At 58.8% G+C, this 22254-nt stretch carries 23 protein-coding genes; 10 read left to right on the top strand and 13 right to left on the bottom strand.

Going from position 1 to position 22254, the window contains the following annotated elements:
* Nucleotides 1-107 precede the first annotated feature (107 nt).
* The 11 genes from phaeop14_RS01480 to phaeop14_RS01430 all read right to left on the bottom strand — a co-directional run bounded on the left by phaeop14_RS01480 (nt 108) and on the right by phaeop14_RS01430 (nt 8938).
* Nucleotides 108-887, bottom strand: a complete 780-nt coding sequence (locus phaeop14_RS01480) for a succinate dehydrogenase iron-sulfur subunit (RefSeq protein ID WP_014873480.1) — start codon at nt 885-887, stop codon at nt 108-110.
* A 150-nt stretch (nt 888-1037) separates the two neighbouring features.
* A complete protein-coding gene (locus tag phaeop14_RS01475) occupies nt 1038-1742 on the bottom strand; it encodes a hypothetical protein (RefSeq protein WP_244905796.1) in 705 nt (234 codons plus the stop codon).
* A gap of 294 nt (nt 1743-2036) precedes the next feature.
* Complete coding sequence (gene sdhA, locus phaeop14_RS01470; RefSeq protein ID WP_096788533.1) at nt 2037-3842, bottom strand: succinate dehydrogenase flavoprotein subunit; 1806 nt, start codon at nt 3840-3842, stop codon at nt 2037-2039.
* 15 nt (nt 3843-3857) lie between these two features.
* Nucleotides 3858-4229: a succinate dehydrogenase, hydrophobic membrane anchor protein gene (gene sdhD, locus phaeop14_RS01465; RefSeq protein WP_014873477.1), complete on the bottom strand. Its 372-nt coding sequence runs from the start codon at nt 4227-4229 to the stop codon at nt 3858-3860.
* A gap of 18 nt (nt 4230-4247) precedes the next feature.
* On the bottom strand, nt 4248-4631 hold the full coding sequence (gene sdhC, locus phaeop14_RS01460) for a succinate dehydrogenase, cytochrome b556 subunit (protein ID WP_040171217.1): 384 nt from the start codon (nt 4629-4631) through the stop codon (nt 4248-4250).
* A gap of 191 nt (nt 4632-4822) precedes the next feature.
* On the bottom strand, nt 4823-5512 hold the full coding sequence (locus phaeop14_RS01455) for a DUF1194 domain-containing protein (RefSeq protein ID WP_096788532.1): 690 nt from the start codon (nt 5510-5512) through the stop codon (nt 4823-4825).
* 32 nt (nt 5513-5544) lie between these two features.
* Nucleotides 5545-6177: a histidine phosphatase family protein gene (locus phaeop14_RS01450; protein ID WP_096788531.1), complete on the bottom strand. Its 633-nt coding sequence runs from the start codon at nt 6175-6177 to the stop codon at nt 5545-5547.
* Between the two features lie 81 nt (nt 6178-6258).
* Entirely contained in the window at nt 6259-7290 is a 1032-nt protein-coding gene (locus phaeop14_RS01445) for a MaoC family dehydratase (RefSeq protein ID WP_096788530.1), read from the bottom strand.
* On the bottom strand, nt 7290-7493 hold the full coding sequence (locus phaeop14_RS01440) for a DUF1737 domain-containing protein (protein ID WP_040104187.1): 204 nt from the start codon (nt 7491-7493) through the stop codon (nt 7290-7292). The genes phaeop14_RS01445 and phaeop14_RS01440 overlap by 1 nt, the downstream gene beginning before the upstream one ends.
* Nucleotides 7494-7499: 6 nt before the next feature.
* Nucleotides 7500-8048, bottom strand: a complete 549-nt coding sequence (locus phaeop14_RS01435) for an NnrU family protein (RefSeq protein WP_096788529.1) — start codon at nt 8046-8048, stop codon at nt 7500-7502.
* A 35-nt stretch (nt 8049-8083) separates the two neighbouring features.
* Nucleotides 8084-8938 carry an HpcH/HpaI aldolase/citrate lyase family protein gene (locus phaeop14_RS01430; RefSeq protein ID WP_096788528.1) on the bottom strand — a complete coding sequence of 285 codons (855 nt, stop codon included), beginning with the start codon at nt 8936-8938 and terminating at the stop codon, nt 8084-8086.
* A 384-nt stretch (nt 8939-9322) separates the two neighbouring features.
* Between phaeop14_RS01430 and phaeop14_RS01425 the strand changes: the two genes are divergently transcribed.
* Nucleotides 9323-9652 (top strand): hypothetical protein, encoded by a 330-nt coding sequence (locus phaeop14_RS01425; RefSeq protein ID WP_096707435.1) that lies wholly within the window; start codon nt 9323-9325, stop codon nt 9650-9652.
* Nucleotides 9653-9763: 111 nt separating this feature from the next.
* On the opposite strand, the gene phaeop14_RS01420 is transcribed toward phaeop14_RS01425, so the two are convergent.
* Nucleotides 9764-10519 carry a sulfite exporter TauE/SafE family protein gene (locus tag phaeop14_RS01420; protein ID WP_096788527.1) on the bottom strand — a complete coding sequence of 252 codons (756 nt, stop codon included), beginning with the start codon at nt 10517-10519 and terminating at the stop codon, nt 9764-9766.
* A gap of 163 nt (nt 10520-10682) precedes the next feature.
* On the opposite strand from phaeop14_RS01420, the gene mdh reads away from it, so the two are divergent.
* A complete protein-coding gene (gene mdh / locus phaeop14_RS01415; protein ID WP_096788526.1) occupies nt 10683-11645 on the top strand; it encodes a malate dehydrogenase in 963 nt (320 codons plus the stop codon).
* 192 nt (nt 11646-11837) lie between these two features.
* On the opposite strand, the gene phaeop14_RS19795 is transcribed toward mdh, so the two are convergent.
* On the bottom strand, nt 11838-12011 hold the full coding sequence (locus tag phaeop14_RS19795) for a hypothetical protein (RefSeq protein WP_165587450.1): 174 nt from the start codon (nt 12009-12011) through the stop codon (nt 11838-11840).
* A 247-nt stretch (nt 12012-12258) separates the two neighbouring features.
* Here phaeop14_RS19795 and sucC point away from each other — a divergent pair, with 247 nt between their 5' ends.
* The 8 genes from sucC to phaeop14_RS01375 all read left to right on the top strand — a co-directional run bounded on the left by sucC (nt 12259) and on the right by phaeop14_RS01375 (nt 22247).
* Nucleotides 12259-13452 (top strand): ADP-forming succinate--CoA ligase subunit beta, encoded by a 1194-nt coding sequence (sucC, locus tag phaeop14_RS01410; protein WP_024098481.1) that lies wholly within the window; start codon nt 12259-12261, stop codon nt 13450-13452.
* A 5-nt stretch (nt 13453-13457) separates the two neighbouring features.
* Entirely contained in the window at nt 13458-13904 is a 447-nt protein-coding gene (locus phaeop14_RS19615; RefSeq protein ID WP_145957386.1) for a hypothetical protein, read from the top strand.
* A 21-nt stretch (nt 13905-13925) separates the two neighbouring features.
* On the top strand, nt 13926-14810 hold the full coding sequence (gene sucD, locus phaeop14_RS01405) for a succinate--CoA ligase subunit alpha (protein WP_014873464.1): 885 nt from the start codon (nt 13926-13928) through the stop codon (nt 14808-14810).
* 264 nt (nt 14811-15074) lie between these two features.
* The gene (locus phaeop14_RS01400; RefSeq protein ID WP_040171235.1) at nt 15075-18032 is read left to right on the top strand and encodes a 2-oxoglutarate dehydrogenase E1 component; all 2958 of its coding nucleotides are present in this window, start codon (nt 15075-15077) and stop codon (nt 18030-18032) included.
* A 6-nt stretch (nt 18033-18038) separates the two neighbouring features.
* A complete protein-coding gene (gene odhB, locus phaeop14_RS01395) occupies nt 18039-19592 on the top strand; it encodes a 2-oxoglutarate dehydrogenase complex dihydrolipoyllysine-residue succinyltransferase (protein WP_040180595.1) in 1554 nt (517 codons plus the stop codon).
* Between the two features lie 342 nt (nt 19593-19934).
* The gene (locus phaeop14_RS01385; RefSeq protein ID WP_040171244.1) at nt 19935-20324 is read left to right on the top strand and encodes an MAPEG family protein; all 390 of its coding nucleotides are present in this window, start codon (nt 19935-19937) and stop codon (nt 20322-20324) included.
* Nucleotides 20325-20414: 90 nt separating this feature from the next.
* Nucleotides 20415-21812 (top strand): dihydrolipoyl dehydrogenase, encoded by a 1398-nt coding sequence (gene lpdA, locus phaeop14_RS01380; protein WP_040171246.1) that lies wholly within the window; start codon nt 20415-20417, stop codon nt 21810-21812.
* 120 nt (nt 21813-21932) lie between these two features.
* On the top strand, nt 21933-22247 hold the full coding sequence (locus tag phaeop14_RS01375; RefSeq protein ID WP_040171248.1) for an EthD family reductase: 315 nt from the start codon (nt 21933-21935) through the stop codon (nt 22245-22247).
* Nucleotides 22248-22254 lie beyond the last annotated feature (7 nt).

The following is a 22254-nucleotide window of genomic DNA, read 5'->3' as shown; positions in this document are numbered from 1 at the left end:
CAACCCCACACGCGAGCGATCTCTGACAAAACAGAGTCTGACGATACAAAGAAAAACGCCGCCCAGGGTTCCCGAGCGGCGTTTGAGAATACGTACTCTGAGTCAGATCAGACCGCGCGTTCCACCATCATCTGCTTGATGTGCGAAATCGCCTTGGCCGGGTTCAGACCCTTGGGACAGGTTTTTGCGCAATTCATGATCGTGTGGCAGCGGTAGAGCTTAAAGGGGTCTTCCAGTTCGTCCAGACGCTCCGGTGTCGCCTCATCCCGGCTGTCGATGATCCAGCGGTAGGCATGCAGCAGTGCGGCCGGCCCAAGATAACGATCACCGTTCCACCAATAGCTGGGGCAGGACGTCGAACAGGAGGCACACATCACACATTCATAAAGACCATCAAGTTTCTTGCGATCCTCGATAGACTGTTTCCACTCTTTTGCAGGGCGGTTGGTCTTGGTTTCCAGCCACGGCATGATTGAGGCGTGCTGCGCATAGAAATGCGTCAAATCAGGGATCAGATCCTTCACCACCGGCATATGCGGCAGCGGATAGACTTTCACGTCACCTTTGATTTCATCCAGCCCGTAGATGCACGCCAGCGTATTGATGCCGTCGATGTTCATCGCGCAAGAGCCGCAGATCCCTTCGCGGCACGACCGACGGAATGTCAGGGTTGGATCAATCTCATTCTTGATCTTGATGAGCGCGTCCAGAACCATCGGACCGCATTTGTCCATATCGACAAAATAGGTATCCACCTGCGGGTTCTTGCCGTCGTCCGGGTTCCAGCGATAGATGCTGAACTTGCGCACATTGGTTGCGCCTTCGGGCTTGGGCCAGGTTTTACCCGTGGTGATCTTGGAATTTTTCGGAAGTGCGAATTCGACCATAGATCGTTCTCCTTGCTTAGCTGCCCACCATCCGCAGGCGCGAGGCGCTGCGGAGGCAGGAGATCGGTGTCTGCGGCCCGGACAGGCCGGATCGCAGATCTTTGGGTGTCGCGGCCATGCCAGCCGCAATTTCGTAGACGCAGGGCGGCATCAGAACAGCCCCCCTGCCGTAAATGGGGTGTGCTCTGTTACACGTGAAAGCCGGGTCGCATCATCGGGGTAGTGCCGCGCCAAAGCCGCCAGCAGTGCCTCATCACGGGCCGCGAGGTGCAAAATCGCCTGATATTCTGCGTCCTCCGCCATCTGTCGGCAGCGTTTATCCGTCTTCAGATCGAAATCGGCGTCGCCCCGATCCTTGTCAAAGGACGAGCCACCGCCGTAGGTTTGTATCTTGCCGAGGGTGTTGTCTGCGCAGGGCAAATCCAGGCGATCCAGCAGATCCGTCCGATAGTGGGCACTGCGCATCCATCGGTCGTAGTCAACCACCACCAGCGCAAGTTCATCCGCATGTGAGGCCAGCTCCAGCATGCGCCGATAGCTGTCAATTGCCCGCAGCAGCACGGCGTTACGCTGAACCAGAGAAAAAGCAGGGTTGCCCTGAAGCTTCTTCAACAACGACGCGGACCAGTTCAAAAACCTACGCAACAGCAGAATATCACCACTCAGCAGGCGCTCATCCAGATCACCCGAGACGGGACGATCCAGACTGTAATCCGACGGAACAGTGTCCTCGTAAGAAATCAACAGCAGGCCACCCGAGGCCATTGACGCCCCAAGCGCTGGCAGATCACGCGCCTCTGACCGCGACAGGCCCACGGTATTTCGCTCTATCCCCTGATGATGCGAAAGCGGCATGCGGGCGGACTTACAGTTGTTGAAGAACAGAGCCTGCTGACCCGGCGCGTTGCGCTGCAACCAATTAGCGACCGCATGATTGCCAGACCGCCGCATCCCGAACAGGCGGAGTGCGACGTCAGGCTGCCAGCCAAGAGATGGCCAACCGCCGGGTTGTTCTGCAGCAGATGCCGGAGGTGGTGTCGAAACGTCTTGCTCGAGTGGCATCATAGCAGCCCCCAACCATGTACACTCAGCTCCCGCGAGGGGGCGCTGAGTGTCATGTTATATGCAGGAACTGCGCGCATCACGGTCTTAGAACGTCCGCGCCTTGGGGGCGATCTTCGCCTCGCTGATGCCGCCTTCGGCCTCAGTGGTGAGAGGATCCACAATAACCGGGCGATAGGACAGATCCACCTTGTTGCCATCAACACGGCTCACGGTATGGACACGCCATTTCTCATCGTCCCGGCTGGTGAAATCCTCATGAGCATGGGCACCACGGCTTTCCTGACGCGCCTCTGCCCCGACAATTGTTGCCAAGGCGTTTGGCATCAGGTTGGTCAGCTCAAGCGTTTCCATCAGGTCAGAGTTCCAGACCAGCGATCGGTCCGTCACAGCCAGATCGTCGATCTTTGCTGCGATGGCGGTCATCTTGGTCACACCTTCGGCCATGGTCTCCGATGTGCGGAACACCGCGGCATCGCTTTGCATGGTGCGCTGCATCTCCAGACGCAGATCCGCAGTTGGGATGCTGCCCTTGGCATAGCGCAAACCGTCAAACCGATCGAAGGCTTTGTCTACCTGCGCCTGATTAAGAACAGGGTTGGGCGCATCAGCATCCACCACCTTGCCCGCACGGATTGCCGCAGCTCGGCCAAAAACCACAAGGTCGATGAGCGAGTTGGACCCCAACCGGTTGGCCCCGTGAACTGAGGCACAGCCCGCCTCGCCCACAGCCATAAGACCCGGCACCACAGCGGTCGGATCCTCGGCTGTCGGGTTCAGCACCTCACCCCAATAGTTGGTCGGGATACCGCCCATGTTGTAATGAACCGTTGGCAGAACCGGGATCGGTTCCTTGGTCACATCCACACCGGCAAAGATCTTCGCGCTTTCGGAAATCCCCGGCAGGCGTTCGGCCAGCGCTTCGGCTGGCAGGTGGCTGAGGTTCAGGTGAATGTGATCACCATGTTCACCCACACCGCGGCCTTCGCGGATCTCCATGGTCATCGAACGCGAAACATAGTCACGCGGCGCCAGATCCTTGTACTGGGGCGCGTAGCGCTCCATGAAGCGTTCGCCTTCGGAGTTGGTCAAATACCCACCTTCACCCCGCGCCCCTTCGGTGATCAGGCAGCCGGAGCCATAGATCCCTGTGGGGTGGAATTGCACGAATTCCATGTCCTGCAGCGCAAGGCCTGCCCGCGCAACCATGCCACCGCCATCACCGGTGCAGGTATGCGCAGAGGTTGCGGAGAAATAGGCACGGCCGTAACCGCCAGTTGCCAGCACCACCATCTTGGCGTTGAAGACATGCATGGTGCCGTCATCGAGCTTCCAGCACACCACCCCCTGACACTGCCCGTCCTCGGACATGATCAGGTCGATGGCGAAATACTCGACATAGAATTCGGCGTTGTTCTTGAGGCTCTGGCCATAAAGCGTGTGCAGGATGGCGTGGCCGGTGCGGTCGGCGGCGGCACAGGTGCGCTGCACCGCCGGGCCCTCGCCGAATTCGGTGGTGTGGCCGCCGAAGGGACGCTGGTAGATCTTGCCCTCTTCGGTGCGCGAGAACGGCACGCCGTAATGCTCCAGCTCGTAAACCGCCTTGGGCGCTTCACGCGCGAGATATTCCATCGCATCGGTATCGCCGAGCCAGTCAGACCCTTTGACCGTGTCATACATATGCCACTGCCAGTGGTCAGGCCCCATGTTGGACAAGGACGCCGCAATGCCGCCCTGGGCCGCCACGGTGTGCGAGCGGGTCGGGAAGACCTTCGTCACGCAGGCCGTGCGCAGCCCCTGCTCCGCCATGCCGAGGGTGGCGCGCAGGCCGGCACCACCGGCGCCAACCACGACCACGTCATAATCATGTGTTTCGTATTCGTAAGCAGCCATTGAAAACCTCGGGATTTACAGCGCCAGGCGGATCAGCGCATAGGCGCTGACCGCGGCCACGGCATAAGACAGGCAGGTGACCAGAATGATCGTCAGACGACCGGCAAAGCCATGCACGTAGTCCTCGATCATGATCTGCGCACCGGATTTGAAGTGCATCATGCCGACCCAGATGGTCAGCAGAGCAACAAGTGCGGGAAACGGGCGAGCGTAGTAGGCGGTGATCTCTTCATAAGATCCGCCCAGCGCCGAGCCAAAAGTAAACACGAACAACGGCACCAAGATCAGCAGCCCGATGGAGCTGACCTGCATCGACCAGTGGTGTGCCGTGCCGGATTTCGCAGCACCCATGCCAACGGCACGCTTGCGATCTGTCAAATAACGCATTGCGATTGCTCCTTCAGATCAAACGATAACAAGGGTGAGGACAGTCAGGACAACCGACCCGACAATGACGAACCAGCCCAGTTTCTGCGCAGGTTCCAGATCCAGCATCTTGCCGTTGTCCCAGATCAGGTGACGCACACCGGCCAGCGTGTGATACCAAAGGCCAAGCACCGACAGGCTCATCACGATGTCGCCGAACCAGCTGGTCATTACAGCATTGGCAGTGCGGAAGTAGTCTTCAGAGGTTGCCGCCGCCAGGAACCACCAGGCGATCAGCAACGCGCTCACGATAAGGGCATTGCCCGTAATCCGCGTCAGGATCGAGGTGATCGAAGTGATCTGCGGGCGATAGACCTGCAAATGTGGCGAAAGCGGGCGGTTGCCCCGATTTACATCGGCCATGTTGGCTCCTTTCCGGTTAGCTGACGACGTTTTAGCGGTTTTTTACGTCCTGTCACGCAAACGAGGGGTAAAAATGTGCAGTTATTTTTTGGAATGCCGCTAAAACAACAATATGTGATCACACGCTTCCGATAAGTGATCACAAACAAGAGCCGCTGGAATCCTTACAGAATCACATGGTGTTCGCGAATTTATGGGATCGCCGTGAGAAAGCTGCCCAATCCGGCATTCTGCTGCGCCACTTCGCGTAACAGCTTTTTACGGATCGCTTGCGGATAGTCCTCAAACCCTGCTGCGGTCTGAACAAAGGCGTCCGCTCCAAAGATGACCTGCTCAAAGAAATAGGCCGTCAGATCCGGCTCGCTCTCCTCAATGGCCAAGGCATTCACCGTGACGCCAGCCGCGCCGAGCGCATCTCGCACCGCGGCAGGCTCCACCCCCTCGTTAGACAGCCCGTCGCCAGAGACATCAATCACCCGGCGGCGGCATCCGGGTACGGTTTGAAATTGCTCAATGGCCAGCTGCAGCGCCTCTCCGATGCCTGTTGCATAGTTGCGCCAGGGCCGCGGCGCCGCCGCGATATCAGCCGCCAGCAGGTCTAGGGATCGAAAATCCGAAGCATGTCGCCAACTAATAGTCACCTCTTGTCGGCCGCTGCCTGACCACTGAATCAAAGCAATCCGTGCCTGTGCCCGAACCAGGGCCTCCGCCACGACACCGTCTTGCAATGCTGCGGCCAGGCCTTCCATCTGTGTGCGGTATTCTTCGACATCGACGCTGCCGGAGACATCCACTGCCAGCACCAATGCCAGATCACAGGCGCGCGCCTGTATCGGCACCTGAGCAAAAAGCATGAAAACCATCAGTTGAAGGATCCGCATATCCTGAGCTTAGCCAAAACCGACCCGCATCCCTATAAATTTCCGCACCCCATTGCGCCACCCTCAAACAGGGTCTCGATTGGCGCCCAATGGCCAAATGGTTTCCCGCTGAACCGATCAAAGGCAAACCAATTGCCACCACCTGCCGGTTGATCCCAACGCCGGTCAATTTCCACACCTGCCAAGGAACAGAAAAGCAAAGTGCCCACTGCGCCGTGACCACAGACAATCAAAGCGCTGTCCGGGTGGTCCGCCTCGAGGGCGCATATCTCCCGCAGGATGCGGTCTTGCGCATCCACCGCCCGCTCCCAACCGCGCACTGACTGCAAGGGACTCGCAAAAAACGCATCTGCCTGCGCTTCAAATGCGGCCGCTGGCAGATAGCCCGTGCTGGTTCGGTCGTTTTCATGCAGTCCCCTGCGCTGGTCGACAGCAGCCCCAAGCGCTGCCGCCAGTGGCGCGGCGGTCTCGACGGCTTTGCGCTCAGCGCTGGAGATCACCGCCGCCTTTCCTGCCAGCTGCAACCGAGCGAAGCGCTGCGCCAGTTCCGCCACACGCAAGGCCCCGACGTCGGATAAACCCCAATCCGGCACCGCAACTGTTGCGTCAACCGTCACCTGCAGATGCGAGATGTAAAGAACTGTTCCCGGATCACCTATGTTCATGGCTTTTGCACATCGCTTCGCCTGTGTGAAGGTCCCGGCCAAGGCCGATTTCGAAACAGAAACCGCCTCCGCCAGCTGTTATCACAATGGCATTAATGCCCAGTAGTCGAGATCCAGCAGAACCTCCGGGTGATATTTGCCATCGTCCCCCTTCAGCCGGAAGGGAGCACCCCCGCTGGTCGCGACCAGTCGCAAGCGGATCGCCCCGATGCCGGGCGCGCGGGTTTCAACCTTGTCCAGCACCTCCGACCAGGCACGGATTGTCATACCGGATGTGCAGGGGTTTGCATGTGCGCCCCCGTTCAATCCAACAATCATCTGCGCATTGGCCAAGCCGTTGAAGGACAACGCCCGCGCCATGGAGATCACATGCCCGCCGTAGATCAGCCGCGATCCATCCGGCCGAGCGGTGGTGTCAAAGTGAACCTTGGCCGTGTTCTGCCACAGCCGGGTTGCGAGCATATGCTCGGCCTCTTCGACCGTGACACCGTCGATGTGGTCAATCTGTTCCCCCACCGCATAGTCGCCCCAGCGGTGCGGCTCCCCCGCGAGCGTGAAATCATAGCTGGAGAAATCCAGCCCTTCGGGAATGACCAGATCCTCAACCGAGATCACCCGGGTGAGCTCGGGGATACAGGTCTCAGGCGCGGGCGCCTCCAGATTGCCTTTGCGCACCATAACCCAGCGCACATAGTCCAGCACGCAGTCACCCCGCTGGTTGAGGCCACGTGTGCGAACATAGACGACACCGGATTTGCCGTTGGAATTCTGTTTGACCCCAATCACTTCGCTTTCGGCGCGCAGGGTATCTCCGGCATAGACCGGCAGATGCCAGCGCCCTTCGGCATAGCCAAGGTTCGCCACTGCGTTCAACGAGACATCCGGAACGGTCTTTCCAAAGACCATGTGGAACGCCGCCAGATCCTCTAGCGGCGCGCCCGTCAGACCACATCCGCGCGCAAATTCGTCCGAGGAGTAGAGCGCATGCCGCGCCGGGTAGAGCGCGTGATACAATGCGCGCTCCCCCCCCGAAACGGTGCGCGGCACCGCATGGTGCAACACATCGCCAACGGCATAATCCTCAAAGAAGCGGCCCGGATTGGTCTTGGCCATTAGTGCTCTCCCAGTTTGGTCTCGGGGGTATAGGTGCCGGGCACCTCTTTCACCACAGATTGACCGCAGCGCATGATCCCCTTCACGGGGTCGAAAGTCTGGGTCGGACTTCCGTAGAGTTCCCACCCTTTGTTCAGCGCATCGGTCACCTTGTGACAGAACGCCGAGGTGTCGTCCTCAGACAGAAATCGATAGAGTTTCATCAGTGATTACCCCGGAAACGGCGAGGGGCCGATCAGCCCGTGAACATAGCCGATCACACCCAATAGGACGATCGACGCGACAAAGAACATGGCATCCTTGGCAAGGCTGCCCTTTGGGTTTGCTGTCCAGACTGGCTCAGCGCGGTTGATCACAACCATTTCCGCCAGCGCCCAGACCAGCATGCTTCCAAAGAGCACAAAGGAGGCCGGATCCCAGTTTACCAGCAGATGTGCGACCGCCCACATCGCAAAGCCCAGCAACATGGGATGGCGGAGTTTGTAAAACAGCGCGCCTTTGCTGGGACCAGGGCTGGTGAAGTAAAGCGCCAACAGCATCAACGTGTTGTTGATATGTGTGAAAAACGGCGGCGGCAGGGCCAGATCAAACGACTCCGCACCGCGGTAACCGATCATCATCAGGACCACGCTCGCCAGCAGGATAAGCGCCATCAGCCCCTTGCCACGATCACCAAGAGCCGCGCGCGCATCCGGCGCCAAACGTTTGAAAAAATGGGCGCCCCACCAAATCAGGATGCCTAGAAGCAACAATGCCATGTCAGTCTCCCAAAGAATTATGACCGACCCAACGCCTAGGCTGAAACCGCTGCGATTGCATCCGCTTTTGCAAGAATTTCACGGGCAGTGACCACGTGCAGGTTCTCGACAATCTTGCCATCCACAACGGCCACACCCTGCCCCTCTGCCTCTGCGGCGTCAAACGCCGCGATCTGACGTCGCGCGAGGTCAATCTCGTCCTCGGAAGGGGCGAAGGCGGCATTTGCCACATCCACCTGCGCCGGGTGGATCAATGTCTTGCCATCAAACCCCATGTCGCGGCCCTGACTGCACTCAGCTTCCAACCCTTCGGCATCCTTAAAGGCGTTATAGACCCCGTCGACAATGACCACTCCTTCCGCCTTGGCCGCCAGCAGGCACTGACCCAGCCCCGCCATCAGCGGCAAGCGATCCGGACGAAAGCGCACCTGCAGCTCCTTCGCCAGATCATTGGTCCCCATCACCATGCCTTGCAATAGCGGATGCGCGGCGATGGCTGCGGCGTTCAACATGCCGCGCGGGGTTTCCATCATCGCCCACAGCGGTTTATTCCCTGTGATGGTTGCCAGAGTCTCCAGATCTGCTGGGGAGGAGACTTTGGGCAACAGGATCGCATCACAGTCCATCTTGGCCGCAGCATCAGCATCAGCGCGTCCCCATTCGGTATCCAATCCGTTGATCCGAACAATCTTCATCCGCGCCCCATAGCCCCCTTCGCGCAGCGCCTCTTCCAACGTCTGGCGGGCGTTTTCTTTCTCATCCGCCGAGACCGCGTCCTCAAGATCAAAGATGATCGCATCCACCGGCAGATTGCGGGCCTTGTCCAGCGCGCGAGGCTTGGACCCCGGGATATACAGAACCGACCGATAGGGGCGTGTGCGCGGATCCATGAGTAATCTCCTGAGTCATTTTGTTGCGCAAACGGCTACATAATTGAAAGGAAGCTTTCAAGTGAAATGATGCCGCACCGCAGAATAAGTCGCGTCGACACAGCAAGCGCGAAGGGCTGTGATCACAATAAAGCCCTGATAAACAGTTATTATCGCTTGACTCGACCCCCAAGAACGGGCCGTTAAGAGGATGTCAGCTTCTTTTCGCCACTCTGATTGCACCGGATGAGGATCGAACCAAAACGGCATCATACATCCGGGAGCGGGCGCAGCAGCCCGTGCAGACGATGACGCGATACCGGCACGGCGCACACCCTGTCCGGGTCTGATCAGATGACCCGAAGGGCAAGCCCACCGCCGGATCTTCCGGAAAGGGTAAAACCCATGTTGAAGAAGACGTTTGAACTTGCAGTCCTCAAAAGCGCCGCTTTGGCAGCACTCGCCCTGATGGCACTGCCCGCTGTCGCACAGACCAGCAACAACTGCGCGCCCCGCGATCAGGTGGTGAAGCGCCTTGCCGAACGCTACGGCGAAAGTCGGCAGAGCATCGGCATCGGCCAGCGCGGCGTGGTGATGGAAACATTCGCCTCGGCGGATACCGGCAGCTGGACCATCACGATCACCACCCCCGGCGGCGTGACCTGTCTTGTGGCCTCGGGCCAGTCTTATGAGTTTCTGGCGGAGGCCTTACCAGTCGTCGACAGTGACGCCTGAGCGGGCTTCCTCGCAAGGTGAGCCTTAGGGGTGAGACATCCGATCTGACCAGCCGGCGGAGGGGCCGTGTGACAACGGCCCTCTGCCAGCAGCCCAAGATCCGCCCCCTGCTCAGGTCAGCCCGTCCCAAATCAGCTTCGTCCCGGTGGTAACCAACAGCACATAGGTCAGACCAAAAAAGACCGGCTCAGATACCCTGTGATGTAAGCGGACCCCGATCCAAGCCCCAAGCAGGGCAAAGGGCGCCAACATCAGATCCAGCGTCAATGACGCGGGCGTCACCATCCCCAGCATCGCATAGGGGACGAACTTTGCCGCATTCAGGATACCGAACACCAATACGGTCGAGGCTTGGTATTCTGTTTTGCTCATATTGCGTCCAAGCAGATAGACAGCCGCCGGCGGCCCACCAGCGTGGCTTACGAAACTTGTAAACCCGGCAACCACGCCGGCCACAATCCCGGTCACATCCGCCTTTTCGCGCGGCTTGGTCAATCGTGCCCTCAACCGCCCGGACAGCTGCCAGGCCACAAACGCGACCGAGATGACACCAATCAATATCCGCATCGCATCGGCGTCGACGGATTTGTAGAACACCGCCCCCAATGCAACGCCAGGCAAACCGCCGAGGATCAACAAGAGCGACTCCCGCAGCCGCCAGCGCCCCCAATAAGGCCGCAGCGAGGCGACATCGATCAACATCAACAGAGGCAACATAAAGGCAAGCGCCACGCCGGGCTCCACAATCACAGCGAGAATCGAAGATGACGCAAAGGCCGCGCCCGATCCAAAACCGGCCTTGGAAACACCAGCAAACGTAATTGCTAAAACCGCTACCAGAAAAAACATCACTGTAATCTCAGGCATCTGAGAAATCCCTCTAAGTGCCTCATATGTCGGTTTTTTAAACGCATCTGTCCGATTTGAACAGTCTGCGGCACATCGGCCTTCGCCGCGCAGGGATCTTGCGCCACGCCACGGAACGGCTTAGTCCTCCCGGCAATCACAACCGGACCGGAGATAAATTCCAATGGCTCGACCCAAAATCGCCCTGATTGGCGCAGGTCAGATCGGTGGCACACTTGCCCACCTCGCAGCACTGAAAGAACTCGGCGACGTCGTCCTGTTCGACATTGCCGAAGGCACCCCCGAAGGCAAGGCGCTCGACATCGCTGAATCCGGTCCTTCCGAAGGCTTTGACGCCAAACTGAAGGGCACCCAATCCTACGAGGATATCGCTGGTGCAGACGTCTGCATCGTGACGGCCGGTGTGCCGCGCAAGCCCGGCATGAGCCGCGACGACCTTCTGGGCATCAACCTCAAGGTCATGAAATCCGTCGGTGAGGGCATCCGTGACCACGCACCGGAGGCATTTGTGATCTGCATCACCAACCCTCTGGATGCAATGGTCTGGGCTCTGCGGGAGTTCTCCGGCCTGCCCCACGAGAAAGTCTGCGGCATGGCCGGCGTGCTGGACAGCGCCCGCTTCCGCCACTTCCTGGCGGAAGAATTCAACGTTTCCATGAAAGATGTCACCGCGTTTGTTCTGGGCGGCCATGGCGACACCATGGTGCCGCTGACGCGCTACTCGACCGTTGCCGGTATTCCGCTGCCTGATCTGGTAAAGATGGGCTGGACCAGCCAGGAAAAACTGGACGCGATTGTCCAACGTACCCGGGATGGTGGCGCTGAGATCGTCGGTCTGCTGAAAACCGGCTCCGCCTTCTACGCACCTGCAACCTCCGCGATTGAGATGGCCGAAGCCTACCTCAAGGATCAGAAACGCGTCCTGCCCTGCGCGGCCTACGTTGATGGCGCCCTCGGCCTCAAAGGCATGTATGTAGGCGTGCCGACAGTGATCGGTGCTGGTGGCATCGAACGTGTTATCGACATCAAAATGACCTCGGATGAGCAGACCATGTTCGACAACTCCGTCAACGCGGTCAAAGGTCTGGTTGAGGCCTGCAAAGGTATCGACGGCTCGCTGGCCTAAGATCCGACCAGAACACCACAAACTTTGTGAAGGCCCGCCCGATTGGCGGGCCTTTTCCTTTACCTCTTCCCTAAATGGCTCCTCTCAACGCGGCGTCGCACCCCCTCAGGTGCAGCCCCACGCACGCCAAAATGAGACCCGCCCGAGCCACGACGTCAGTTTTCGACCAACTAACAATATCTTACTCCAGCATCAGATAACCCGTCCGAAGCCTTGATTCTCCCCGCCGAAAGCCTCGGACGGGATCACATCACCTGTCTTGATGTCCGCAATAATATCGGTGCTTCCGACCTCCTTGGCAGTCGGCACCCCACTATTTCCAAAGCCATCATGCGGATCCGGACCAAGCCGCAATACCGCGGCCAAATCAGTTACACCTTAATGCGGTTGTTGCCGCATCCGCGTAACTTACAGTCGGAGTTGATCAAAACCACTCCTATCGAATCAACCGCGTTCACCTCCCGTAAATTTGTGATCACACGTCGGAAAGCCGTGATCACAAAATCGATAAATCTTCGGCATTTTTTTACCAGCTGTAAGAAAACCCTTTAAACATTGGCGCTATGACGGCGTATTAGATCAAGATAATTGCAGCCAGACGGGACAGTTTCAGATGAACATCCACGAATATCAGGCCAAGGCCCTCCTCCGCAGCTACGGCGCGCCGGTTTCGGACGGGCGTGTGGTGCTCAAGGCAGAAGATGCCAAAACCGCAGCAGGTGAACTGGACGGCCCGCTCTGGGTGGTCAAAGCTCAGATCCACGCTGGTGGTCGCGGCAAGGGCTCCTTCAAGGAGGCTGACGCGGGCGAAAAAGGCGGCGTGCGCCTGACCAAATCGGTTGAAGAAGCCGCTGACGAAGCCAAGAAGATGCTGGGCCGCACCCTTGTGACCCATCAGACCGGTCCCGCCGGTAAGCAGGTGAACCGCATCTACATCGAGGCAGGATCCGGCATTCAGACCGAACTCTACCTCGCGCTGCTGGTGGATCGCCAAACCTCGCGCATCTCCTTTGTCTGCTCCACCGAGGGCGGCATGGACATCGAGGAAGTGGCCGAAGCCACCCCCGAGAAAATCCTGTCCTTCTCCGTTGATCCGGCAACTGGCTATCAGGCGTTCCACGGCCGCCGCATCGCATTCTCGCTGGGTCTTGAAGGCGCACAGGTCAAGCAATGCGTCAAGCTGATGGGCCAACTCTACAAGGCATTTGTCGAAAAAGACATGGAGATGCTGGAAATCAACCCGCTGATCGTCTCCGACAGTGGTGATCTGAAAGTGCTGGACGCCAAGGTCGGCTTTGACGGCAACGCGGTTTACCGCCACGCTGATATCTCCGAACTGCGCGACACCACCGAGGAAGACCCCAAGGAACTGGAAGCCTCCAAATACGATCTGAACTACATCGCTCTGGACGGTGAGATCGGCTGCATGGTGAACGGTGCGGGCCTGGCGATGGCCACCATGGACATCATCAAACTCTACGGCGCTGAGCCTGCGAACTTCCTTGATGTTGGCGGCGGCGCCACCAAAGAGAAAGTGACCGAGGCGTTCAAAATCATCACCTCTGACCCCAACGTCAAAGGCATCTTGGTCAACATCTTCGGCGGCATCATGCGCTGCGACGTCATCGCCGAGGGTGTGGTCGCCGCGGTGAAAGAGGTCGGCCTGAAGGTACCGCTGGTTGTCCGTCTCGAAGGCACCAATGTGGAAGCTGGCAAAGACATCATCAACACCTCCGGTCTTGATGTCATCGCAGCCGACAACCTGTCTGACGGCGCCGAGAAAATCGTGAAAGCGGTTAAGGGTTAAGAAAGTTGAAAAACGTCGTTTTAGTTGCACTTTTGGCTCTGACGGTTTCGGCTTGTCAATCAACCGAGACCACTCAGATTGGGACACGCCCGCAGACTACACTGCAGCAATCTGCCTATGCCCAACCAGGATCACAATCTGTGAGTCCGGCGATTGCAACAGCAATGTTCAGCAAAATGTGTGGGGGCGATCGATCTAATGTTGCCACACAAGCTGCAAAGCTGGGCTTTGTTCAACATTCGACGTTTAAGACTTACTATCACCCAAAACTGAACCTCTCTGTGAAACTAAGAGATGGCGAATGCTCCATGGTGTTCGCCTCAGACGAAAATCCTCAGAAACTCCACCAGGCGTTTAGGGCAAACGAGAGCCAAATCGGCAAGACGACCTTTCGACCGTCGCTGATTGCTACAAGCACTCCCCATTACAACGTCCACGTCGGAAACAGCTGACAAATCAAGGAGACTCCTAAAATGGCAGTCCTCATCGACGAAAACACCAAGGTCATCTGTCAGGGCTTCACCGGCTCGCAGGGCACATTCCACTCCGAACAGGCCATCGCCTATGGCACCAAGATGGTCGGCGGCGTGACACCGGGCAAGGGTGGCCAGACCCACCTGAACCTGCCGGTCTTCAACTCCGTGCATGAAGCCAAGCATGTGACCGAGGCGAATGCCTCTGTGATCTACGTGCCGCCCCCCTTCGCAGCTGACTCCATCCTTGAGGCCATCGATGCCGAGATGGAGTTGATTGTCTGCATCACCGAGGGCATCCCGGTTCTGGACATGATGAAAGTCAAGCGGGCGCTGGAAGACAGCAAATCGCGCCTCATTGGCCCGAACTGCCCCGGCGTGATCACGCCTGATGCCTGCAAGATCGGCATCATGCCTGGCCACATCCACAAGCGTGGCTCGGTCGGTGTTGTGTCCCGCTCGGGCACCCTGACCTATGAGGCGGTGAAGCAGACCGCAGACATCGGTCTGGGCCAGTCCACCGCTGTCGGCATCGGCGGCGACCCGATCAAAGGCACCGAGCACATCGACGTGCTGGACATGTTCCTGAACGATGATGAAACCCAGTCGATCATCATGATCGGTGAAATCGGTGGCTCCGCTGAAGAAGAAGCCGCAGAATTCATCGCCGAGCAGAAGAAAAAAGGCCGCTGGAAGCCCATCGCGGGCTTTATCGCAGGCCGCACAGCCCCTCCGGGCCGCCGCATGGGTCACGCTGGCGCGATCGTCGCAGGCGGCAAAGGTGGTGCCGAAGACAAGATCGAGGCGATGAAATCCGCTGGTATCGTCGTCGCCGACAGCCCCGCCACACTGGGCGAGGCCGTGCTGAAGGCCATCGGCAAATAATGCCACAGCCTGCCTCATACGGCATCCAAGATCACTTTCCGGACGGATCTGAACCGTCTGTCCGGAAAATGAGCGCCTGTCATGGGCGCTCTTCTTCCCGTTTCAGGGATCCTTTTGTCGATAGGATTGTTACCTCCAGAGGCCGATCTTATCTGCTGCAGGATTCCAGAGGCGTTTTACTCTTCCGAAACGCCTTCTGATCAGGCTGTCACTCATGACCCCAGGTCGCACTAGAACCGGTCCCAACCCGCAAGAGGTACTTACATGACCGACCAGAGCCCTAACGAACTCTTCCATGCTTCCTCCTTCATGCAGGGGCACAATGCTGAGTATCTTGAGCAGCTCTATGCCCAATACGCCAATGATCCCAACGCGGTGGATGCCGCCTGGGCTGAGTTCTTTCGGCAGATGGGTGACGCAGAACTTGATGTGAAGGCGGAGGCCGCTGGCCCCTCCTGGGCGCGCGCCGACTGGCCGCCTGCCCCCAATGATGATCTGACTGGCGCGCTGACGGGCGAGTGGCCGGCCCCGGCAGAGGCCAAGGGTGCTGGCAAGAAGATCAAGGACCAGGCCGCTGCCAAGGGCGTTGAAGTCACCGATGATCAGGTCCAGCGCGCTGTGCTGGATTCGATCCGGGCCCTGATGCTGATCCGGGCCTACCGGATCCGTGGCCATCTGGCCGCCAATCTCGACCCCCTCGGTATGCGCGAGGAGGCCCAGCATCCCGAGCTGGATCCGCGCACCTATGGCTTCACCGAAGCGGACATGGACCGCCCGATCTTCATCGACAATGTTCTGGGGCTTCAGGTCGCCTCGATGCGTCAGATCGTCAGCATCGTGAAACGGACCTATTGCGGCACCTTTGCGCTACAGTACATGCATATCTCCGATCCCGAACAGGCCAGCTGGCTGAAGGAGCGGATCGAGGGCTATGACAAAGAAATCCGCTTTACCCGCGAGGGCCGCAAGGCGATCCTCAACAAAATGGTTGAGGCAGAGGGTTTCGAGAAATTCCTGCACGTCAAATACATGGGCACGAAGCGCTTCGGTCTGGACGGTGGCGAGAGCCTTATTCCGGCAATGGAGCAGATCATCAAGCGCGGTGGCGCGCTGGGGATCCGTGATATCGTCATCGGCATGCCACACCGCGGACGCCTATCGGTGCTCGCCAATGTGATGCAGAAGCCATACAAGGCGATTTTCAACGAATTTCAGGGCGGCAGCTTCAAGCCCGAAGATGTTGATGGATCGGGAGATGTAAAATATCACCTCGGCGCCTCTTCCGACCGTGAATTCGACGGCAACACCGTTCACTTGTCCTTGACTGCGAACCCCTCCCACCTTGAGGCCGTGAACCCGGTTGTTCTTGGCAAAGTTCGCGCAAAGCAGGATCAGCTCAAGGACAGCGAGCGCACCAAGGTGCTGCCGATCCTCTTGCACGGTGACGCAGCCTTTGCAGGCCAAGGCGTTGTGGCCGAATGCTTCGCCCTCTCCGGCCTGCGCGGTCACAAGGCCGGCGGCACTATGCATATCGTGGTGAACAACCAGATCGGTTTTACCACGGCACCGCATTTCTCGCGCTCTTCGCCTTACCCCACCGACAACGCGTTGGTGGTCGAGGCGCCGATCTTCCACGTCAACGGTGACGATCCGGAAGCGGTGGTTCACGCCGCCAGGGTCGCCACGGAATTCCGCCAGAAATTCCACAAGGATGTCGTTCTCGATATCTTCTGCTACCGCCGGTTTGGCCATAACGAGGGCGACGAGCCCATGTTCACCAACCCGCTAATGTACAAGAAGATCAAGGGCCACAAAACAACCCTGTCGCTTTATACCGAGCGTCTGGTGAAGGATGGCCTGATCCCCGAGGGTGAGATCGAGGATATGAAAGCCTCGTTCCAAGCCCGATTGAATGAGGAATTCGAAGCCGGTAAAAACTTCAAGCCGAACAAGGCGGACTGGCTGGATGGCCGCTGGTCCCACCTCGACAAAAAGGACACCGATTACCAGCGCGGCCAGACCTCTGTGTCGCCCGAGACGTTCAAAGAGGTCGGCACCGCTCTCAGCCGTGTGCCCGAGGGATTTCCAGTCCACAAAACCATCGGCCGTTTCCTAGACGCACGTGCCAAGATGGTGGACAGCGGCGAGGGGATCGATTGGGCAACCGGGGAGGCGCTCGCCTTTGGCTCTCTTCTGACTGAGGGCTATCCGGTGCGTCTGTCCGGACAGGATGCCACCCGTGGTACATTCTCCCAGCGTCATTCCGGCATCGTCAATCAGAACACCGAGGAACGATACTATCCGCTCAACAATATCCGCAGCGGGCAATCCCACTATGAGGTGATCGACTCGGCCCTCAGCGAGTATGCTGTGCTGGGCTTCGAGTATGGCTATTCACTCGCCGAACCCAATGCACTGACGCTCTGGGAAGCGCAGTTCGGTGATTTCGCCAATGGTGCGCAGATCATGTTCGATCAGTTCATCTCCTCCGGCGAAAGCAAATGGCTGCGGATGTCCGGCTTGGTCTGCCTGCTGCCGCACGGGTTTGAGGGCCAGGGGCCGGAGCACTCCTCCGCGCGCCTCGAACGCTTCCTGCAGATGTGTGGTCAAGACAACTGGATCGTGGCGAATTGCACAACACCGGCGAACTACTTCCACATCCTGCGCCGCCAGCTGCACCGTACCTTCCGCAAGCCGCTGATTTTGGTCACGCCGAAATCGCTGCTGCGCCACAAATTGGCCGTGTCCAAGGCAGAAGAGTTCACCACCGGTTCGTCCTTCCACCGTGTGCTGTGGGATGACGCCCAGCATGGCAATTCCGACACCAAGCTGGTCGCCGATGACAAAATCAAGCGCGTCGTTCTCTGCTCGGGCAAGGTTTACTATGACCTTCTGGAAGAACGCGACGCCCGTGGGCTCGACGATGTATATCTGATGCGGATTGAACAATATTATCCGTTCCCTGCTATCTCCCTTGTGAAGGAGCTTGAGCGCTTCAAAGGTGCTGAGGTGGTCTGGTGTCAGGAGGAGCCCAAAAATCAGGGCGCCTGGAGCTTCATCGAGCCCAATATCGAATGGGTGCTGACGCGCATCGGCGCCAAGCACAGCCGCCCGACCTATGTCGGTCGCGCCACCTCGGCTTCGCCCGCAACGGGCCTGGCCAGCGAACACAAAGCCCAACAAGCTGCGCTCGTGAACGAAGCGCTGAGCATCGAAGGATAACACCCCATGACCACCGAAGTTCGCGTGCCCACCCTGGGCGAATCCGTGACCGAAGCCACCGTTGCCACCTGGTTCAAGAAGCCGGGGGACGCGGTTGCAGCAGACGAAATGCTCTGCGAGCTGGAAACCGACAAAGTCACCGTTGAGGTCCCGGCCCCTGCCGCCGGTACCCTGGGTGAGATTGTCGCCGCCGAAGGCGAAACCGTCGGCGTCGATGCGCTGCTGGCAACCATTGCTGAAGGCGCCTCCTCCGGCACCTCCACCCCGGACACCCCCAAGGCCGAATCCGCTCCCGCAGCCGAATCAGGCAATGCCGGTGGTGGCAGCACCGATGTCATGGTACCGACCCTCGGTGAATCTGTGAGCGAGGCCACGGTCTCCACCTGGTTTAAGAAGGTCGGCGACAGCGTCGCGCAGGACGAAATGCTCTGCGAGCTGGAAACGGATAAGGTCTCAGTCGAAGTCCCAGCCCCAACTGCCGGTATCCTGACCGAGATCACCGCTGAAGAAGGCAGCACCGTCGATGCGACTGCCAAACTTGGCGTGATCTCCGGCGGCGAAGCAGGCGCCGTAACGCCTACGCCCAGCAAAGGCGAAACCGCAGGTGGGGCGCAATATACCACGCCCCCCGCAGGCCAGGGCGGTCCGGCCAAGGATATCGCAAACGCACCTTCCGCCGAGAAGGCGATGGCTGAGGCCGGCCTCTCTGCAGATCAGGTGCAAGGCAGTGGTCGTGATGGCCGCATCATGAAGGATGACGTCGCCCGTGCCGTGGCCGCTGCCGCAGCGGCACCGGCTGCCAGCACTTCGGCCCCAGCAGCGGCGGCACCTGTGCGCGCGCCGGTTGCTGCGGACGACGCCGCCCGTGAAGAGCGCGTGAAAATGACCCGCCTGCGCCAGACCATCGCCAAGCGTCTGAAGGACAGTCAGAACACCGCTGCCATGCTCACCACCTACAATGAGGTCGACATGACCGAGGTGATGGCCCTGCGCAACGAGTACAAGGACCTGTTCCTGAAGAAGCACGGCGTGAAACTGGGCTTCATGTCCTTCTTCACCAAAGCCTGTTGCCATGCGTTGAAAGAGGTGCCCGAGGTCAACGCAGAAATCGACGGCACCGATATCGTCTACAAAAACTTTGTGCACATGGGCATCGCCGCAGGCACGCCCACAGGTCTGGTGGTTCCGGTGATCCGCGACGCGGATGCAATGTCGTTCGCGGACATCGAAAAAGCGATTGCCGAAAAAGGCGCCCGCGCCCGCGACGGCAAACTGTCGATGGCAGAGATGCAGGGCGGCACCTTCACCATCTCCAACGGCGGCGTCTACGGCTCGCTGATGTCCTCGCCGATCCTGAACCCGCCGCAGTCCGGTATCCTTGGCATGCACAAGATCCAGGACCGTCCGATGGCGATCAACGGCAAGGTGGAAATCCGCCCGATGATGTATCTGGCGCTCTCCTATGACCACCGCATCGTCGACGGCAAAGGCGCCGTGACGTTCCTGGTCCGCGTTAAGGAAGCACTGGAAGACCCCCGCCGCCTGTTGATGGATCTGTAATTCAGTCGCGTACCAATTGCATCGGGCCAGCCCGTGGCCCGATGCGTACCGCATCAAATCACTGTGGGGCCATATGAGTTATCAGCCCGAGCCTGACTATGAAAAAGAGTGCCCGAAGCTTTTTGCGCTAAGGGACCGAGTAGTCAAATGGCACGGTGAGCGGCCAGTCCTGTTCTGGTTTTTGATCTGGCTAACCTGTTCAGTAGTGACGCTGTTGACTTATGCAGAGCAATCAGCTCACCAGATGCAGCGTCCCTCATTCAAAGCCTTCACCATATACGCGACTCTGGGCTGGATTCATCCCTTCTGGATTTGGATCGACGCTCGAAAAGATCGGCAGTCATGACCCCTGAACTCACCGCCCTCACCCTCGCCGCACTGCTGCAAGCGCTTCAGTTTTGCGCATATGCCATCACGGCAAATCGCCAACTGGATCCGAAAATAGCACTTGGCCCACGCGACACACCGGTCACCCTGACAGGTACAGCCGGACGCTTCAAACGTGCGATGGAAAACCATTTCGAAGGGCTGATCCTCTTCACCATCGCCTGCGGCGTGGTGGTGATCAGCGATCAATCCACCGGATTCACCGCAGGCTGCGCCTGGGTCTACCTTGCCGCCCGGGTGTTCTACGTGCCGGCCTACGCATTGGGCTGGTCTCCTGGCCGCTCGATCATCTGGTTTGTTGGCTTTTTTGCCACCGTCTTTATGTTGATCGCAGCGCTGGTATGAGCTGTCACCTTTCTCAAATACTCCGGGGGAGGCCCGCAAAGGCCGGGGGCAGAGCCCCCTCCCCGTTCAACCCTGAAGGAGCACATCAAAATGGCATCCTATGACGTCATCGTAATCGGCGCCGGCCCCGGTGGCTATGTCAGCGCCATCCGCTGCGCCCAGTTGGGCCTAAAGACCGCCGTGGTCGAGGGCCGCGAAACCCTCGGCGGCACCTGCCTCAACGTCGGCTGTATCCCGTCAAAGGCCCTGCTGCACTCGACCCATCTGCTGCATGAAGCGGAACATAACTTCGCCCATATGGGTCTGAAGGGCAAAAGTCCCTCGGTCGACTGGCCGCAGATGAAATCCTACAAGGAAGAGGTCATCGGCCAGAACACCGGCGGTATCGAATTCCTGTTCAAGAAGAACAAGATCGACTGGATCAAGGGCTGGGCCTCCATTCCCGAGGCTGGCAAGGTCAAGGTGGGCGATGACACCCATGAGGCCAAGAACATCGTAATTGCCTCCGGCTCGGTGCCCTCCTCGCTGCCAGGCGTTGAGGTCGATAACGACAAGGGGGTTGTGGTGGACAGCACCGGCGCGCTGGACCTGCCGAAGATCCCCAAGAAAATGGTTGTGATCGGTGCTGGTGTCATCGGCCTGGAACTGGGGTCGGTCTATGCACGTCTGGGGTCTGACGTGACCGTGGTTGAATATATGGACGCCGTTTGCCCGGGCATGGACAAGGATGTTCAGCGCAGCTTTAAGCGGATCCTCGAAAAGCAGGGTCTGACCTTCATCATGGGGGCTGCGGTACAGGGGGTTGAACCGTCCAAAACCAAGGCAAAGGTGAAGTATCAGCCGAAAAAAGGCGGCGATGAAGAAGTGATTGATGCCGATGTGGTGTTGGTCGCCACCGGTCGCAAACCCTACGCTGAGGGGCTGGGCCTTGACGCTCTGGGTGTCAAGATGACCGAGCGCGGCCAGATCGCCACCGACGCCCATTGGGCCACCAATGTCAAAGGTGTCTATGCCATCGGTGACGTCATCGAAGGTCCAATGCTGGCCCATAAGGCCGAAGACGAAGGCATGGCTGTTGCCGAGGTGATCGCGGGCAAACACGGACACGTCAACTACGGCGTGATCCCCGGCGTGGTCTACACCACACCCGAGGTGGCCACCGTAGGCCAGACCGAAGATGCGCTGAAGGCCGAAGGTCGCAAGATCAAGACCGGCAAGTTCATGTTTATGGGCAATGCCCGCGCCAAGGCCGTGCATCAGGCCGAAGGTGGTTTTGTGAAACTCATCGCGGACAAAGAAACCGACCGTATTCTGGGGGCCGCCATCATCGGTCCGGGCGCTGGCGACCTGATCCATGAAATCTGCGTCGCAATGGAATTCGGCGCCTCTGCTGAGGATCTGGCCCTCACCTGTCACGCGCATCCGACCTATTCCGAGGCCGTGCGCGAGGCGGCCTTGGCCTGCGGGGACGGTCCGATCCACAGCTGATCATGGCTTTGTCTACAGGAAACGGGGTACTTTCTGCCGCCGCCTCCTGCTAGAGACAGATCCTACACCAAAGCGGTCCACCTCTGGTGGGCCGCTTTCTCATGAACCGGAGCTTCTGCCATGACCGTCAGCCTGCAAGTGATCTACCCTGCATCCGAAGACGCAACGTTTGACTACGACTACTATGAAAAAACCCACCTCCCCCTGTTGGAAGAGCACTGGGGCGATCTGATGGACACGGTTGAGGCCTCGCGCGGGATTGCCAGCGGGCCGGACGTACCGCCTGCCTTTCTGCTGATTGCGACCATTACCTTCCCGGATATGGAAACGCTCGACACAGCGATGGCGGAGAAAGGCGGACCGATCATTGATGATGTGGCAAACTTCACCAACATTCGCCCGCAGATCCTTGTTGGGCAGGTCCTGATGAGCTGACCGAAGG

The sequence above is a fragment of the Phaeobacter piscinae genome (genome assembly GCF_002407245.1).
GTDB lineage: Bacteria > Pseudomonadota > Alphaproteobacteria > Rhodobacterales > Rhodobacteraceae > Phaeobacter > Phaeobacter piscinae.
Note: the sequence above shows the minus strand (reverse complement) of the source record. Positions and strands in the feature narration are given on the sequence as shown.

Excerpts from the sequence above, each read along its gene's own strand:
- phaeop14_RS01440 (WP_040104187.1), bottom strand. The coding sequence starts at position 7,493 with ATGAAACTCTATCGATTTCTGTCTGAGGACGACACCTCGGCGTTCTGT.
- phaeop14_RS01425 (WP_096707435.1), top strand. The coding sequence starts at position 9,323 with ATGTTGAAGAAGACGTTTGAACTTGCAGTCCTCAAAAGCGCCGCTTTG.
- phaeop14_RS01430 (WP_096788528.1), bottom strand. The coding sequence starts at position 8,938 with ATGGATCCGCGCACACGCCCCTATCGGTCGGTTCTGTATATCCCGGGG.
- phaeop14_RS01480 (WP_014873480.1), bottom strand. The coding sequence starts at position 887 with ATGGTCGAATTCGCACTTCCGAAAAATTCCAAGATCACCACGGGTAAA.
- sdhD (WP_014873477.1), bottom strand. The coding sequence starts at position 4,229 with ATGCGTTATTTGACAGATCGCAAGCGTGCCGTTGGCATGGGTGCTGCG.
- mdh (WP_096788526.1), top strand. The coding sequence starts at position 10,683 with ATGGCTCGACCCAAAATCGCCCTGATTGGCGCAGGTCAGATCGGTGGC.
- phaeop14_RS01420 (WP_096788527.1), bottom strand. The coding sequence starts at position 10,519 with ATGCCTGAGATTACAGTGATGTTTTTTCTGGTAGCGGTTTTAGCAATT.
- sdhA (WP_096788533.1), bottom strand. The coding sequence starts at position 3,842 with ATGGCTGCTTACGAATACGAAACACATGATTATGACGTGGTCGTGGTT.
- phaeop14_RS01450 (WP_096788531.1), bottom strand. The coding sequence starts at position 6,177 with ATGAACATAGGTGATCCGGGAACAGTTCTTTACATCTCGCATCTGCAG.
- phaeop14_RS01400 (WP_040171235.1), top strand. The coding sequence starts at position 15,075 with ATGACCGACCAGAGCCCTAACGAACTCTTCCATGCTTCCTCCTTCATG.
- phaeop14_RS01385 (WP_040171244.1), top strand. The coding sequence starts at position 19,935 with ATGACCCCTGAACTCACCGCCCTCACCCTCGCCGCACTGCTGCAAGCG.
- sucC (WP_024098481.1), top strand. The coding sequence starts at position 12,259 with ATGAACATCCACGAATATCAGGCCAAGGCCCTCCTCCGCAGCTACGGC.
- phaeop14_RS01375 (WP_040171248.1), top strand. The coding sequence starts at position 21,933 with ATGACCGTCAGCCTGCAAGTGATCTACCCTGCATCCGAAGACGCAACG.
- sucD (WP_014873464.1), top strand. The coding sequence starts at position 13,926 with ATGGCAGTCCTCATCGACGAAAACACCAAGGTCATCTGTCAGGGCTTC.
- phaeop14_RS01435 (WP_096788529.1), bottom strand. The coding sequence starts at position 8,048 with ATGGCATTGTTGCTTCTAGGCATCCTGATTTGGTGGGGCGCCCATTTT.
- phaeop14_RS01475 (WP_244905796.1), bottom strand. The coding sequence starts at position 1,742 with ATGCCGCTTTCGCATCATCAGGGGATAGAGCGAAATACCGTGGGCCTG.
- sdhC (WP_040171217.1), bottom strand. The coding sequence starts at position 4,631 with ATGGCCGATGTAAATCGGGGCAACCGCCCGCTTTCGCCACATTTGCAG.
- lpdA (WP_040171246.1), top strand. The coding sequence starts at position 20,415 with ATGGCATCCTATGACGTCATCGTAATCGGCGCCGGCCCCGGTGGCTAT.
- phaeop14_RS01445 (WP_096788530.1), bottom strand. The coding sequence starts at position 7,290 with ATGGCCAAGACCAATCCGGGCCGCTTCTTTGAGGATTATGCCGTTGGC.
- odhB (WP_040180595.1), top strand. The coding sequence starts at position 18,039 with ATGACCACCGAAGTTCGCGTGCCCACCCTGGGCGAATCCGTGACCGAA.
- phaeop14_RS01455 (WP_096788532.1), bottom strand. The coding sequence starts at position 5,512 with ATGCGGATCCTTCAACTGATGGTTTTCATGCTTTTTGCTCAGGTGCCG.